At 48.3% G+C, this 14,601-nt stretch carries 12 protein-coding genes; 7 read left to right on the top strand and 5 right to left on the bottom strand.

Annotation, left to right across the window (positions count from 1 at the left end; genetic code table 11):
• Positions 1-4: 4 nt before the first annotated feature.
• Complete coding sequence (locus ACEW9O_RS04080) at positions 5-925, top strand: AEC family transporter (protein WP_373548853.1); 921 nt, start codon at positions 5-7, stop codon at positions 923-925.
• A gap of 71 nt (positions 926-996) precedes the next feature.
• On the opposite strand, the gene ACEW9O_RS04075 is transcribed toward ACEW9O_RS04080, so the two are convergent.
• Positions 997-4,065, bottom strand: coding sequence for a glycoside hydrolase (locus ACEW9O_RS04075; RefSeq protein ID WP_373548852.1), 3,069 nt, complete (start codon positions 4,063-4,065; stop codon positions 997-999).
• Positions 4,066-4,176: 111 nt separating this feature from the next.
• Here ACEW9O_RS04075 and ACEW9O_RS04070 point away from each other — a divergent pair, with 111 nt between their 5' ends.
• Positions 4,177-5,655 carry an acyl-CoA synthetase gene (locus ACEW9O_RS04070; RefSeq protein ID WP_373548851.1) on the top strand — a complete coding sequence of 493 codons (1,479 nt, stop codon included), beginning with the start codon at positions 4,177-4,179 and terminating at the stop codon, positions 5,653-5,655.
• 6 nt (positions 5,656-5,661) lie between these two features.
• Here the strand turns inward: ACEW9O_RS04070 and ACEW9O_RS04065 are convergent, their stop codons facing one another.
• From ACEW9O_RS04065 to ACEW9O_RS04055, 3 genes are all read right to left on the bottom strand, one after another.
• Positions 5,662-5,943, bottom strand: coding sequence for an element excision factor XisI family protein (locus ACEW9O_RS04065; RefSeq protein WP_373548850.1), 282 nt, complete (start codon positions 5,941-5,943; stop codon positions 5,662-5,664).
• Positions 5,944-6,216: 273 nt separating this feature from the next.
• Entirely contained in the window at positions 6,217-7,461 is a 1,245-nt protein-coding gene (locus tag ACEW9O_RS04060) for a VOC family protein (RefSeq protein WP_373548849.1), read from the bottom strand.
• A gap of 24 nt (positions 7,462-7,485) precedes the next feature.
• On the bottom strand, positions 7,486-7,926 hold the full coding sequence (locus ACEW9O_RS04055; RefSeq protein ID WP_373548848.1) for a VOC family protein: 441 nt from the start codon (positions 7,924-7,926) through the stop codon (positions 7,486-7,488).
• A 175-nt stretch (positions 7,927-8,101) separates the two neighbouring features.
• Here ACEW9O_RS04055 and ACEW9O_RS04050 point away from each other — a divergent pair, with 175 nt between their 5' ends.
• From ACEW9O_RS04050 to ACEW9O_RS04030, 5 genes are all read left to right on the top strand, one after another.
• Positions 8,102-9,070 (top strand): Kelch repeat-containing protein, encoded by a 969-nt coding sequence (locus ACEW9O_RS04050; protein WP_373548847.1) that lies wholly within the window; start codon positions 8,102-8,104, stop codon positions 9,068-9,070.
• Between the two features lie 43 nt (positions 9,071-9,113).
• A complete protein-coding gene (locus ACEW9O_RS04045) occupies positions 9,114-10,031 on the top strand; it encodes an ABC transporter permease (RefSeq protein WP_373548846.1) in 918 nt (305 codons plus the stop codon).
• A complete protein-coding gene (locus ACEW9O_RS04040) occupies positions 10,028-10,705 on the top strand; it encodes an ATP-binding cassette domain-containing protein (protein WP_373548845.1) in 678 nt (225 codons plus the stop codon). Before ACEW9O_RS04045 ends, ACEW9O_RS04040 begins: the two co-directional genes overlap by 4 nt.
• A gap of 53 nt (positions 10,706-10,758) precedes the next feature.
• Entirely contained in the window at positions 10,759-11,661 is a 903-nt protein-coding gene (locus tag ACEW9O_RS04035; RefSeq protein ID WP_373548844.1) for a hypothetical protein, read from the top strand.
• Between the two features lie 149 nt (positions 11,662-11,810).
• On the top strand, positions 11,811-13,115 hold the full coding sequence (locus tag ACEW9O_RS04030) for a glycosyltransferase (protein WP_373548843.1): 1,305 nt from the start codon (positions 11,811-11,813) through the stop codon (positions 13,113-13,115).
• Positions 13,116-13,255: 140 nt separating this feature from the next.
• Here the strand turns inward: ACEW9O_RS04030 and ACEW9O_RS04025 are convergent, their stop codons facing one another.
• Entirely contained in the window at positions 13,256-14,455 is a 1,200-nt protein-coding gene (locus ACEW9O_RS04025) for an oligogalacturonate lyase family protein (protein WP_373548842.1), read from the bottom strand.
• Positions 14,456-14,601: the final 146 nt, after the last annotated feature.

The following is a 14,601-nucleotide window of genomic DNA, read 5'->3' as shown; positions in this document are numbered from 1 at the left end:
TTCAATGACCCAAGCCAACCACGTCTTCATCATCACCCTCAGCATTATTGCTTTAGGTTTTTTGTTGAAAAAATACGGTTTCATCAAAGAAGAAGAGGGCAAAACCATCTCCAAGTTTTTGATGCACACCACCTTTCCTGCCTTGATGCTGGTCTCTATGATTCGGGTGGAGTTGACTCCTTCTCTGTTTTTATTGCCTCTATTTTGTATTGGTTTTTGTGGACTGATGCTTACGGTTGCCTGGTTTTGGTTTGGGACTTATTCCAACGAGCTGCGTGGAGTGCTCACCATGGGTGCTGGCACGGCGAATGTGGGTTTGTTTGGGTTTCCAATCATCGAAGGGCTGTTTGGTAAGGAAGCCCTGGTTTACGCGGTGATGTACGACATTGGAAATACCATCATTGCTTTTGGGATCGTCTATCCACTGGGGAGCTACATCGCATCAAGTGGAGCCAAGGCGGTCGATTGGCGGATGATCCTCAAACGGGTGTTTAGTTTGCCACCCTTTTTGGCCATGTTTGTAGGGCTGACGATCAACCTTTTGAACATTCCAATACCCAAATTGGCGATGGATGGCTTGGATATTCTGGCTACTGCCAACAAGTCACTGGTGCTATTGCTAATGGGGCTTTATTTGAGTTTTGCCCTGGATAAAAACAAATTGAAAGCCATTTCCAAAGTATTGGCCATTCGGTATGGCGTGGGTTTTGTAGCCGTTACAGCTTTGTATTTTTTGTTGCCTGCTGATTCGCAGATGCGCAGCGTGTTGATCGTCTGTGTGTTGCTGCCCATTGGTATGACTATTCTGCCTTTTTCAGATGAAATGAATTTTGACTCTCGGATTGCGGGAACGCTACTGAATATTTCCTTGTTGATCAGTTTTGCGTTGATGTGGGGCGTGGTGGTGTTGCTGGGCTTGCGGTGATTGAGCTAAAAACCTTCCCGAAAGGGTGGACCTTTCAGGAAGGTTTTCCAAATGAGTGACTATTTTTTATTTTATTCAAGGATTTTTAAATTCATTCTTTTCAAGGCAGTATTGATATCTGGCAGCGTACCCTTAATCGCTTCCATTTTTTTATTGATCCCCTCCAAACTGGATTGAGCCGCTGAAACCGCTTCAATAGCCTGCACAGTTGGCGGCATGTCCGCGTCCTGCAATACCCCGAAAACCCCGGCAAAAGTGCGACTTGCTGGCCCAAATTCTTTTTCTAAAGCAACCAATGCTTCGTTCAAGTCGTGCAGTTTTGGGGCCAATATCCCATTTTTAAGCAAGCCCAAATTTGTTTTGATTTGCGCACGCAAACCAATAGTCTGGTTTAGCATATTGGCTAATTTCTTTTGCCCATCATAACAAGTCATCGACAAGTCAAACTGTTGCCGCAATTGAGCAGTACTAGTTTGCACCCGAGGATCCATCTTGATGACCAAAGGCTGAGTAAAACTTTGACCATTCACCGTCAGGCGCACCGTATAATTGCCTGGCATAACCCAAGTACCCGTAGGCCGTGGGGCGGTATTGCGAAAAGTGGCTGCTATCGGGAAATTGACTGGCCCGGGCAGCGGCGCGTAGTGCAAATCCCACACGAAGCGATGTGAACCGGCTGCTCCCGACAAAATCTGCTGGGGACGAATCCAGTAGGGCGGGACGTTGTTCGCTGGGACGTTGTCTGGGGCGTCATTGGGTGTGAATTTGCGCACCAGATTCCCGGCCGCATCCAGAATTTCCAAACTCACTGTTCCAGCTTCTTTTAGGTAATAATTGATCACCGCCCCATCCGGTGGATTGTCGCCCGAAGGTTCTTCCTGCGGAATGGGTGTATCGGTATTCATGTTCCAGCGCACCCGGTAAGTCAATTGAGGTTTGTACAAAATCGAGTTTTGAGTGGCCAGTGCTGGGGTCAATTGCCGCAATGGAGTGATGTCGTCAAGAATCCAGAATGAACGCCCGTGGGTGCCCACCACGATGTCGTCATCCTTGATCACCAAATCGCGGATCGAAGTGGCGGGCATGTTCACCCGCAAGGATTGCCAGTGTTCGCCATCATCAAAAGACACCGAAACCATTCGTTCTGAACCTGCAAAAAGTAACCCTTTTTTGAGCGGATCTTCTTTAACTGCATTGATGGGGTCATCCGGCAAACCTGTGACAATTTCCTGCCAGGTTTTGCCCCCGTCGCGGGTACGATAGATATGTGGGCGTAAGTCGTCGCAACGGATGCGATTGACGGCAGCATAAGCGGTGTTTTTGTCAAAATGGCTAGCCTCCATGATCGATACCTTACTCCAGGAAGTAACCGCAGGCGGGGTGACGTTACTCCAATTTTTGCCACCATCCCGCGTGACCTGGATGAGGCCATCATCGGTACCTACCCAAATGAGGTTGGAATCAAGAGGGGATGGCGCAATGGTGTAAATGACGCCTCGGCGGGGCATGGTTTTCATGTCTGCGCTGGTGTAAACGCCCACACTCTCTGGTACATCATAAGTCTCTCGGGTTAGATCAGGACTGATGATTTCCCAGGAGTTGCCACCATTTTGGGTTTTAAACAACACATTTCCTGCATAGTACAAAGTCTTCGGGTTGATGGGTGAAAACAGGATGGGTGCAGTACGGATAAAACGGTACTTGCCCGATCGTACTGCTTCCGGGGCGATGTTTTGGTTTTGGCCCGTCCGTTTGTCAAAACGGGTGACTTTGCCGCCGTAAATGATGTTAGGATCAATTGGGTCGGGGGCTACGTAGCCATATTCTTCTACACCCACGGGATGCCATTCCCGAAACGTGATGCGGCCATCATTGCCACGCGAGGTAATTCCCACCGAGCCACTTTCCTGCTGCCCACCGTAAACGTTGTATGGGAAAGCATTATCCGTACTCACGTGGTAAAACTGTGCGGTGGGTTGATTGTACCAGGAACTAAAAGTTTCTCCACCATTGACGGTAATGATTGCCCCCTGATCGCTGGCCAGCAAGATGATATCCGGGTTGTTGGGATTGATCCAGATGCGGTGGTAATCGTCGCCGCCTGGAGCGCCGCGGAAGGCAGTCCAATTTTTGCCACCGTCACTTGATTTCCAGGCTACAACATTGGCGGAATAAACGATGTCTGGGTTTTTTGGATCCACTTTTACCTCCGCAAAATCGCTGCCGCGACCCCAGAGCCGGGCATCGGGATTCATCAAGGTCCAGGATTCCCCGCCATCGTCGCTGCGGTAGATGCCACCTTTGCTTGGAGCGTCGACCGTGGCGTAGAGCCGCTTGGTTTGACTCGGAGCGATACAAAAGCCAATGCGGCCCAAACCCTCCGCAAAAGAGGGGAAACCACTGACCTTTTTTTGCCAGGTAGTCCCGCCGTCGGTGGATTTGTAAAAACCCGTTTCCGGCCCCTGCCAGGCCCCGTTTTCCCAAGGCCCTTGGCGGGCTGCCCACAAGCTAGCGTAGACGATATTGGAGTTGGTAGGATCGATCGTGACCTGAATCGCACCAGTGTTTTCATCTTTGTACAACACCCGTTCCCAGTTTTTGCCCCCATTGGTAGTTCTGTAGACCCCGCGTTCGGTGTTGGGGCCGTAGGGATGGCCCAGGACGGCTGCAAATACCCGGTTTTCATCCCGCGGATCAATGTCAATGCCTCCGATTTGTTGCCCTTCGCGCAAGCCGATGTGTTGCCAGCTTTTGCCCGCATCTACCGATTTGTACATGCCATCACCTACGGATAAATCGGGCCGTTGGAGGCCTTCGCCACTGGCGACATAGAGCACGTTTGGATTGGAAGGTGCAACGCCCACATCGCCGATAGACCCAGTAGGCTGATCGTCAAAAATGGGCACCCAGGTGCGGCCATAGTCGGTCGTTTTCCAAACGCCCCCGTGGTTGACCCCGATGTAAAACACATTGGGCTGTTGGGGCACACCGACTGCACCCACGGTACGACCTCCCCGGTGTGGGCCAATCATGCGCCAACGCATGGCATTGAACAGCTTGGTGTCGTAGGGTTGCGCCTGTACCTGGAAAAACACCAGGAGGGAAAAGAGTAGAAGTTGAATGGTTTTATTGGTTTTCATACGGAATCCGTGATTGTTTGAGGGAAAGTTAGCCGATTTTGGGTGGATATCAGCACTGATTCGACAAGGATTTTTATTTTGGCAGCTCATTTATGATTATTTCAACGCAGCATGTCACTACCCATTTTCAACTACGCCAAATCGCATCCAGATCAGATTGCCATTCAGGAGGAGGATCAATCGTATACCTACGGCAATCTGTTCAACGCAGCCGAAATTTTTGCCCATACTCTACTACAAGGCAATTCCGATCTCGCCGAACGTCGGGTCGCCTTCATGGTTAAACCCGGCTTCGACTACGTGCATACTCAATGGGGAATCTGGTTGGCTGGGGGCATAGTCGTGCCGTTGTGTATCACCTACCCTTTGCCATCTTTGCAATACGTATTGGAGGATACCCAAGCGGATATCGTGGTGGTTTCTCCTGAATTTGAGGCTGTTTTAGGCGATTATTGCCATGAAAAAGGCCTTCGTTTGGTGGTGCTGGGCAAAGAAGAACCAGAGGCAAAAGGAGTTTTGCCCCAGATTGAATTAAGCCGCCGAGCCATGATTTTATACACCAGCGGCACGACCAATTTGCCCAAAGGAGTAGTGACTACCCACCGCAATATCGCTGCGCAAATTGAATCCCTAATCGAAGCCTGGTCTTATGCCGATACCGATCACACCTTGTGCATTTTGCCCCTTCACCACGTGCATGGCATCATCAACGTGGTATCCTGCACCTTGTGGGCTGGGGGAAAAGTGCAGTTTTTGCCCCATTTTGACGCTCAAAAAGTGTTGGATATTTTTTTGCAGGGTGATTTGAACGTCTTTATGGCCGTGCCCACTATTTATTTCAAGTTAATCGAAGCAGTGGAGGGAATGTCAATCGAGGCACAAGAGCAGTTGAGGAATCGACTGAAGACTTTTCGACTGATGATTTCGGGGTCGGCGGCTCTGCCTGTTTCCGTGATGGAAAAATGGGAAGGCATCAGCGGCCATCGTTTGCTGGAGCGTTACGGTATGACCGAAATTGGTATGGCCATCAGCAACCCTTACGTTGGGGAGCGTAGGGCTGGACACATCGGAATGCCCTTGCCAGGGGTGAAGGTGCGATTGGTAGATGACCAGCAGCAAGAAATCGGCCCAGGCGAAGTTGGCGAAATTCAAATCAAAGGCGACAATGTCTTTCTGGAATACTGGCAACGCCCCGAGGCTACCGCGCAAAGTTTTACCGCCGATGGCTGGTTCATGACGGGTGATACTGCCGTAGTGGAGGAAGACTATTACCGCATCTTGGGTCGCACTTCGATGGACATCATCAAATCGGGGGGCTATAAACTGTCAGCACTGGAAATAGAAGAAGTGCTGCGCACCCACCCGGCCATTGTTGATTGTGCCGTAGTGGGATTGCCGAGTGAAGAATGGGGGGAGACGGTTGCGGCAGCGTTGGTGACCAAAGCAGAGATTGACCTGAAAGCACTCAACCTTTGGATGCGGGAACGAATGCCTGCTTATCGGGTGCCTCGGCAGTACCTTTTGGTGCCTGAACTGCCGCGCAATGCGATGGGGAAGGTGACGAAAAAGGATGTGAAGGTGTTGTTTTGAGGTTGACTACACCCCATATCCCGATAATCCCCTCACGTGCTCCGGCAACAATGCCAACACAATATCCTTTTTATCGACCCCCAAATCGACCAAAATTTCTGCGATCTCGTCCTCAGTCCGATTTTCCATGATCCAGATTTTACCATCAGGTTTAATGTGTAGGTGGATTCGTACCCTCAAAAAGTAGTGGTTCAAATTATCCCAGCCTGCGCGCATGATCCGGTAATGATGGTGGATCGTATCGGTTAGGACATAAGTTTCTCCATCTTTGTTTTCACTATAAACCATTCACTCTCAACATTTTTTACCGCAGAGTTTCACAGAGTACCCGCGGAGTTTCACGGAGTTTAGGCCACCTTCGGTGGCATAAGATTACTCAGAGGTGCCCTGAATGAACACTAATTCAAAACAATCAAATTTTAAAAGTAGCCGACCTCTAGCCACCGGAGGTGGCAAAACTCCTAAAAACTAAAAGCTCTGTGAAACTCTGCGGGTACTCTGTGAAACTCTGCGGTAAAAAAAAAATTTACTCAGAACTCAAATTAATCGAGCAATCGTGGTTTATTGCTCCGCGTGCTTTTTGAAGTTATCCAATATCGCCTGCCACCCTGCTTCTTGCATTTCATGGCTATGGATCGTTTCCGCTTCAAAAGCTTCAATGACTTCAGTACTTTTACCATTTCCCTTGAAAGTAACCTCCACCTTACGGCCATCATCAATGGTATAATTCAGGCGTTCATTGGTAACCACTTCATCAAAAATACCGCCAAAGTCGAAACTCATGCTGCCATCCCTGGCCGCCATGGTGTATACAAAACGGCCACCTGGGCGCAGGTCGTTTTCCGCTTTGGGCGTATGCCAATCGTCGGAAGCATTGTTCCATTGCACGATGTGTTCCGGGGTAGTCCAGTATTCCCAGGCTTTTTCAACAGGCACATTGACTGTGCTTTTTACGGTAATGACAGTGGGTGGTTTGAGTTTGGCGATCTCGATTTTCCGCATTTGAAACAGGGCGTTCATGGAGAATTGTGCAGCGTCGGGATCGGGATCACTCAATGCATGCATCAATTCGCGGGGTACAATTTGCCAGGATACCCCAAACTCATCCTTCAACCAGGCGCACATACTTTCTTCACCTTTTGCGGTGAAGCCATTCCAATAATGGTCAACTTCTTCCTGTCCCTGGCAATCCACTACTAAAGACAAACCTTCATTAAAATTGAAGGCGTGGGTGCCCGGAGCGTCCATGACCATGAAGACCTGATTGTGGAGCTTGAACTGGGCGTGTTTGATTAAACCGGGAGTGGGTTCTCCTTCTTCAAAACGGGCGATTCCTACAAGAGAAGATTCAGGAAACAAACTGGAATATAAATCAATCGCTGCTTCTGCGTTGCCATTCTGTTCATTGGCAAACATGATCAGCGGGGAGAATTTTTGACCCACGTCCTCCATTTTACCCCAGTCCAATTGCCAGGACACGCCAAATTGGTCTTGCAACCAACCGTATTTTTGACTCCAGGCGTATTTCCCCAGGGGCATCATCACGCTGCCTCCAGAGCTGAGCTGGGCCCAGGCTGCATCAATTTCAGCTTCGCTTTGGCAAACCACATAAAAGGAAATGGAAGGATTGATTTTGAACTGGGGCCCACCGTTGAGGCCCATGAATTTTTGGCCACTTAGTTCAAAGTTGACCACCATGGCAGTGTCAGTTGTAATTTTACCCTCTCCAAAAACGGAGCAGTAAAACTCGGCTGCTGCTTTGGCCTGGCCATCAAACCAAAGGCAGGGATAGATTTTATTTTGCATCAGGATTCTCTTTTTAGGTGTGAATTAAGCAGCTTCTACACAATCAAACATCCACTGTACACCGAATTGATCGGTAAAACTACCAAATAAGCTGCCCCAAAACATCTCCTGCAACTCCATCTCGACTTTACCACCCACGGAAAGCGCTTCAAACAGGCGTTTGGTTTCTGCTTTGGTATCAGGGGCTAGGCAGATGTAGGAATTATTGCCAAATTGCACATTGAAGCCCATCGATTCAGTCGCATCGGTGCCCATGATGCTGTGTCCGCCAATGATGGGCAGGGCAACGTGCATCACCAGATTGAGGTCTGCTTCCGCCATTGGAGGTGTACCGTCTTGTGGTGGGACGCTGCTGAAACGCACGATGCCGTCGCTACTGAACTCCGTACCAAATATCGACTTGTAAAAATTGAACGCTACTTCAGTGTTGCCAGGGAAATTGAGATAGGTGCTTACGCTTGCCATAGTTTTAATTTTTATGGGTGATATGTTTAAAAAAGTTTGACAATGCAAAGGTAATTTATTTTAGAAACAAAATGTGGTGTGAATGCGACAGCTTGTGGGGCAATTGCGACATAATTTTGCTGGATATTCATTTGACCTTTTCATCTTGATTATCTTTACCCAAACTTGAACAAACATGCGCATTGGTCTTCTTTTCCTCAACATCCTGTGCCTCAGTGGGTTTGCCACGGCCCAAAACTGGCAGATTTTACCTACCCAAAACGAATGTAGCACTCGCCACGAAAACGCGATGGCTGCCATTGGCAATCGCTTGTATTTGTTGGGGGGTAGGGGCATGCGGCCCGTGGATGAACTCAATTTGTCAACCAAAACCTGGAAGGCTTTGCAACAAACGCCGATGGAAATGAGCCACTTTCAGGCACTGAGTTACAAAGGAGAAATCTATGTAATGGGGGCTTTTACTGGCAGCTATCCACACGAGAAGCCCATTGAAAACATTTACATTTTTAACCCCGTGCAAAATGCCTGGCGCAAAGGGCCGGAAATCCCGAAAGACCGCCTGCGCGGTGCAGCGGGCACCTTCATTCGCAACGACAAATTTTACATCGTTTGTGGCATTCAGGATGGGCATTGGGATGGCTTTGTGGGCTGGTTTGACGAATATGACCCGGCTACCAACACCTGGAGTAAACTGCCCGATGCGCCACATGCCCGCGACCACATTTCCGTAGCAGTAGTCAAAGACAAACTGGTGGTGGCTGGAGGCCGCACGTCCTGGGCCAAAACGAACCAGGTGCTTCAACTTACTTTGCATGAGGTAGACATTTACGATTTTAAAACCAATACCTGGACGACCCTGGATGCCAGTAAAAACATCCCCACGCCACGGGCTGGTGCTACAGCTATCGCTTATAAGGGCAAGGTATTGATCATCGGCGGGGAATCGACAACTCATGTGGAGGCGCACAACGAAGTGGAAGCTTATGATGTGAAAAAGAATGTGTGGGAAAAATGGGCTAAACTCACCACCACTCGCCACGGTACCCAAGTGGTGAAGGTCAAAGGGAAATTGTACATCGGCGCTGGTTCAAAAAATCGGGGTGGTGGGCCGGAGTTGAATACGGTGGAGGTGCTGCAAAAATAACCCCTTTTGTAATTCTTTAGTTTTATTGGCAACTAATCGGCGCATGTACTACTATTTTGTCCTTCAACAACGAATCCTGAGCCGGAAAATGGAAGAACTAGGACTGCACCCTGTTTTAGGTTACATCCTTGGCGTACTGATTTTCCTTGGCTTATCCTTCTACCTATTTTACAAAACGACCTATGCCGGATACATTTATGTTGCTACTGGCCTTAGCGTGGTGTTTGGTTTTGGCGAAAAGGAACGCAATGATTTTTTGAAAACGACCTTCCCATTGTCGACTTATCGGCGTGTTCGGGCTGCTGAAAATGGCCTGCTCGTATTGCCCTTTGTCGTTTTTTTATGTTTTAAAACCGAGTTTTTACTGGCACTTGGTTTATTGCCGGCAGCTTTGACCCTTAGCTTGTTCAACTCAGGCACTCGCTTGAGTCTGACCATTCCGACCCCTTTTTCCCGCTTTCCATTTGAGTTTACAACGGGGTTTCGCAAATACTGGCTGCTCTATTTGCTGGCCTATTTTGTAGCATGGAAGGCCATTGAAGTTACCAATTTCAACCTTGGTGTGGGGAGCCTGGCATTTATATGTTTATTGGCCATGAGCCATTATGCCCTGCCGGAAAACGACTATTACGTGTGGATGTACAACTGCACGCCACGACATTTTTTGCTCAAAAAAATGGCTACTGCTTGGCTATATCTAAGCATGCTGACGCTACCTTTGATTGTGGTGCTAAGCATTTTTTTCTGGGATAAGAGCTGGATTTTATTTCTGGTTTTAGCTTTAGGCTTGTTCTTGATTGGGGCAATGATTTTGGCCAAATACTCCGCTTACCCTCAGGAAATGAGTTTGCCTCAGGCGCTTTTTTTTGGCCTTAGCATGTGGTTTCCGCCCTTATTGTTGATGGTGCTACCCCTGTTTTACAAACGAGCTGTTCAACGGCTAAATACTTATCTGCAATGATCCAGATTGAAAATTTGAGTAAAAATTACGGCTCAAAAACGGTATTGAAACAAATCAACTTCGAGCTGGAGCCAGGAAAAGTATACGGCATGGTGGGCGAAAATGGTGCGGGCAAAACCACTTTGTTCAAGTGTATTGCAGGTTTGGAGGATTGTTCTGGCAGCATCAGTAGTCCCTATTCAATTTTGAAAAACCACCTGGGTTTTTTACCCACCAATCCTTATTTTTTGCCCAAAATTACTGGATCGGAATACCTGCAATTGTTGTGCAATGCCCGGAATATCCCGCTGAACAATTTTGCCGAAAAAAACATCTTCGATTTACCCTTGGCGCAGTACGCTGAAACCTATTCAACGGGTATGAAAAAGAAGTTGGCACTCACGGGCATTCTGCTGCAAAAGAACGATTTTTTTATCCTGGATGAACCCTTCAATGGCGTGGACATCCAAAGCAATATGCTCATTACGGCAATCATTGAACGTTTAAAAGCTGCACAGAAAACCATCCTGATTTCCTCACATATTTTTTCCACCCTAAACGATACCTGCGACCAAATCTTTGTTTTACGGGGTGGCGAAATTGTCCAAAGGGTGGAAAAACCAGACTTTCAACAACTGGATGAAGAAATGCGGCAATTTGTACTGGGGGATAAAATTGAATCGTTTCATTTTTGATCCAAGTACTGTAATTTTACATGGAATGAATAAGGTTGTACAACCAAGGCTCCATGCAAATTCGCTCCACCGTTCAGGGCTTTTTTTACGGAAATTATTTTTATGGACTGTGTGCAGTTGCCCTCTCCATCGAAGCGGCATTGCAGCAAGCATACCCGCTGGCAGATTGGGCCTATTACCTCGCAGTTTTTGCCCTGACTACCTGGTTTTATACCTTACCTTACCTTTTGGACAAAATGCAAACCGTACCAGATTTAAGGGCAAGGTGGTACAGCAATCACAAGCCTTTCGTGCGATTTAGCCAGGCCATTTTGCTGCTGATTTGTTGCGGATATGCCCTTTATTTTGTATTTACTTATGGCCGGGCCATGCTGCAAATGAGTGCCGTGCAATGGGCTTTGAGCTTATCAATCCCCTTCCTCGGCATTTGTTATTACGGCATCAGCTTCAATGAGCAGTACAACCTGCGCAAAATTGGAGTGCTCAAACCCTTCATCATTGGCTTTTGTTGGGCGGGCATTTGCACTTTGTATCCCATTTTGTGGCACAAGATTACCCACGGGCAGCCGGGTGGATTGGATGGGGTAGGTTATCGTTTGTTCCTCAAAAACCTGATGTTCATTGCTTTGATCGGCATCATGTTCGACATCAAGGACTATGCCAACGATGCCCGCCAGCGACTGAATACCTTTGTGGTGCAGCGAGGGTTGCGGAATACCCTTTTTACGATTTTACTCCCTTTGAGCATCATTGGCCTCGCTACTTTTTGGTTGTACGGCTTTACCCACAATTTTTCGATAATGAAAATAAGCTTGAATACCCTGCCCTTCATAGCCATGCTGTTTGCGGTGCAAGCCCTCAAAAAAAGGCGGTCCACTATGTACTATCTCATCGTAATTGACGGTTTATTGTTGGTCAAAGCAGTCTGTGGCTCCATTGCCATGCTTTATTTTTAAAGGGGTTGAGGAGGTTGAGAAGGTTTAGGAAGGTTTAGGCTACCGCGAGCAACTTAGACAAGGACTTTGTCAAAATCGCTCGCGGTAGCCTCAACTTTCTCAACCTTCCTAAACCTCCTAAACCATTTATTCTCTACTTTTGCGTCCTTATGAAAAAATTCCTACTCATTACCTATTACTGGCCCCCCGCTGGCGGCGGCGGCGTAATGCGTTGGGTCAAAATGACCAAATACATCCGGCAGTTCGGCTGGGAACCCGTGGTGTACACGCCTGAAAATGGAGAAACGGCTGCCTTTGATGAAAGCCTGGCCAAGGAAGTTGCACCAGACTTGCAGGTGGTCAAAACGCCGATTTGGGAGCCTTATCAATTGTACAAGCAATTTTTGGGCCGCAAAAAAGAGGAAAAAATCTACTCTGGCTTCATCAACGAAGGCAAAAAAGAAAGCCTGGCTCAAAAGGTATCCGTCTTCATTCGGGGCAACTTTTTTATCCCCGATGCCCGGATGTTTTGGATCAAACCCTCGATCAAATACCTGACGAAATACCTGCAAGAACATCCAGTAGATGCCATCGTATCCACCGGCCCGCCGCACAGCATGCACCTGATTGCGGAAGGGGTACACAAGGCCACGGGTATTCCCTGGGTGGCTGATTTCCGGGATCCTTGGACCAATATTGATTTTTACAAAGACCTGCGCCTCACTTCCTGGGCGGATGCACGCCACAAAGCTTTGGAGCAAAAGGTATTGCGTACAGCTTCCCGAGTAGTGGCGGTTACCTGGCGTTCGCGGGATGAGTTTGTAGAACTCTGCGGCAGAAAAGACATCGCGGTCATCCCGAATGGTTTTGACGATGCCGATTTTGCGCAAGCGGAAACAGCCAAACTGGATGCTGAATTTTCGATTGCCCACATCGGTTCGATGAACAAAGATCGCAACCCTGAGGTGTTTTGGCAGGCGGTACAAGCTGCCCTGGCCGCCGCACCAGCATTGCAGCAAAAGTTAAAAATTCGCCTGATTGGCCCAACCGATTTTTCGGTGCGCGAATCGGTGCAGAGATATGGATTGGAAGCCAACACTGAGTTTATTGACTTTGTACCACACTCAGAGGCGGTTTTGTACCAACAACAATCCCAAGTGTTGCTCCTCTTGATCAATAACTCACCAAATGCCCGCACGATCATACCGGGCAAATTGTACGAGTACCTCGGATCGGGCCGCCCCTTGCTGGCCATCGGCCCCGTGGATAGCGACTCGGCGAAAGTAGTAGAGCTGACCAAAGGTGGGGCGCTGCACAATTACGAAGATGTTGAGGGGCTGAAAAACAGCATTTTGGCGTTTTTTGCAGCGTACCAGAATGGAGATTTAAAAGGGAGTGCGGAAGGGATTCAGCAGTTTACGAGAAGGCATTTGGCGGGGGAGTTTGCTGGCTTGCTGGGTGAGTTGACGAAATAGTCGATAACTATGCTCTTAAGACGCAAAACCCCTTAGGTGAAATCTTAGGTGCCTTAAGTTTCTTAGGTGGTGAAAAAAGAAGTTCTTTCACCACCTAAGAATCCTGAGACACCATAGTACCACCTAAGGGATGCTGCCGCTTACAATTCCACTGCATAAATTTGACTCATACCCTCAAAATTCGCCCGAAAAATCACCCATTTCCCATCCGGCGAAAAATGCACATTCGGCTCCAGGCGATAATCGTGCAGCTTCATGTTGACCAGTTTTTCGGACCTCAAATGGTCTTTTTCGGGGTGAAAAAGGTAAATCCACATGCCGTCCTGGGCTTTTGCAACCTGGCCAGGATTCCCGCCATCCCCGCAGAACAGTTTTTGATCCCGGGAAATGTTGAAATGGATCGACCACTCATTGCGGATCATTTGGTAGCGGGTTTGTTGGCCATCCGCCACGCGGTACCCGGCCAGGAAGAAGGTTTCCCCACGCGGCATTTGCAAGTCGTACCAGATGGTTTTGCCGTCCCAACTCCAGAATTCGTGCCCCGCAATTTCGCGCGCTACCGTGCGGGTGTGGATTTTTTGGATCACTTTGGTTTTGAGGTTGATGTTCCAGATGCGATCCACTTTATGCCAGGGTCCTTCGTGGCAAAACATCAGAATGTTGGGATCGGTGACCGAAAACTGGATGTGTCCCAACCAAGTGTTCTCGCTGTGGATTTTTTCTAAAGCTCCGGTTTTTAGGTTGATGGTGAACAAGGTATGGAGGATTTTGGCGTCAAAAATCCGGTCGAAATATTCCCCTTTGGCGGGGTGAAGCTTGTAAATGGAATCTTTGGCAGGCGCGGCCCAACTACCCGCCAGCAAGGTTTCATTAGCGTTCAGGGTCGTAATTGACCCTTTAAAATCGGGCGGAAAAACACAAACCAGGCGGGTGCTGGCCCGGTCAATATGCGTGGCAAATACGCTGTCTTTGACTTGATAAAAAACTTCCCGGTGGATTTTTCCTATAATTTCCCCGGCTTTTCGAGTCAACTTATGGGTAAGCTGGGTATGCACCATCGTTTTTAAATTGAGCACATACAACTGAGGGCCGCGATAATAAATCATCAGATCCGCTTTGCCGTCAGGCGTTTTGATGAAGGGATTGTTGTGGAAATAAAAACTCTCGTTGGGTTGGTCGATCGGGCTGAGTCGTTTGATGTGGTGCCCAGTGCTGCGATCGATCCATTCGGCGGGCATGGGTTTTTGGGCGCCGGTTTCCAGAGTGGGAGCTTGGGCTGGAAGTGGCAAGATGGTTGACCATGCGATTAAGGTTAAAGCTATAAAATGGCTTGTTTTCATGTGATCGTAGGTTTTGAATGGGGAGGTTTAAAAGTAACACAATGTCTGGATATAACTATCTTGGGCTCTACTGTTGCACAGTCTATATTGTCCAAGGGCTTCCCCTTTTTTCAAAATCCCACCAAAATTTTTGCCACTTTCCCTTT

The organism is Haliscomenobacter sp. (genome assembly GCF_041740695.1).
Classification (GTDB): Bacteria; Bacteroidota; Bacteroidia; order Chitinophagales; family Saprospiraceae; genus Haliscomenobacter.
Note: the sequence above shows the minus strand (reverse complement) of the source record. Positions and strands in the feature narration are given on the sequence as shown.

Coding starts and splice junctions, on each gene's coding strand:
- ACEW9O_RS04050 (WP_373548847.1), top strand. CDS start 8,102: ATGCGCATTGGTCTTCTTTTCCTCAACATCCTGTGCCTCAGTGGGTTT.
- ACEW9O_RS04070 (WP_373548851.1), top strand. CDS start 4,177: ATGTCACTACCCATTTTCAACTACGCCAAATCGCATCCAGATCAGATT.
- ACEW9O_RS04040 (WP_373548845.1), top strand. CDS start 10,028: ATGATCCAGATTGAAAATTTGAGTAAAAATTACGGCTCAAAAACGGTA.
- ACEW9O_RS04025 (WP_373548842.1), bottom strand. CDS start 14,455: ATGAAAACAAGCCATTTTATAGCTTTAACCTTAATCGCATGGTCAACC.
- ACEW9O_RS04065 (WP_373548850.1), bottom strand. CDS start 5,943: ATGGTTTATAGTGAAAACAAAGATGGAGAAACTTATGTCCTAACCGAT.
- ACEW9O_RS04030 (WP_373548843.1), top strand. CDS start 11,811: ATGAAAAAATTCCTACTCATTACCTATTACTGGCCCCCCGCTGGCGGC.
- ACEW9O_RS04080 (WP_373548853.1), top strand. CDS start 5: ATGACCCAAGCCAACCACGTCTTCATCATCACCCTCAGCATTATTGCT.
- ACEW9O_RS04075 (WP_373548852.1), bottom strand. CDS start 4,065: ATGAAAACCAATAAAACCATTCAACTTCTACTCTTTTCCCTCCTGGTG.
- ACEW9O_RS04035 (WP_373548844.1), top strand. CDS start 10,759: ATGCAAATTCGCTCCACCGTTCAGGGCTTTTTTTACGGAAATTATTTT.
- ACEW9O_RS04060 (WP_373548849.1), bottom strand. CDS start 7,461: ATGCAAAATAAAATCTATCCCTGCCTTTGGTTTGATGGCCAGGCCAAA.
- ACEW9O_RS04055 (WP_373548848.1), bottom strand. CDS start 7,926: ATGGCAAGCGTAAGCACCTATCTCAATTTCCCTGGCAACACTGAAGTA.
- ACEW9O_RS04045 (WP_373548846.1), top strand. CDS start 9,114: ATGTACTACTATTTTGTCCTTCAACAACGAATCCTGAGCCGGAAAATG.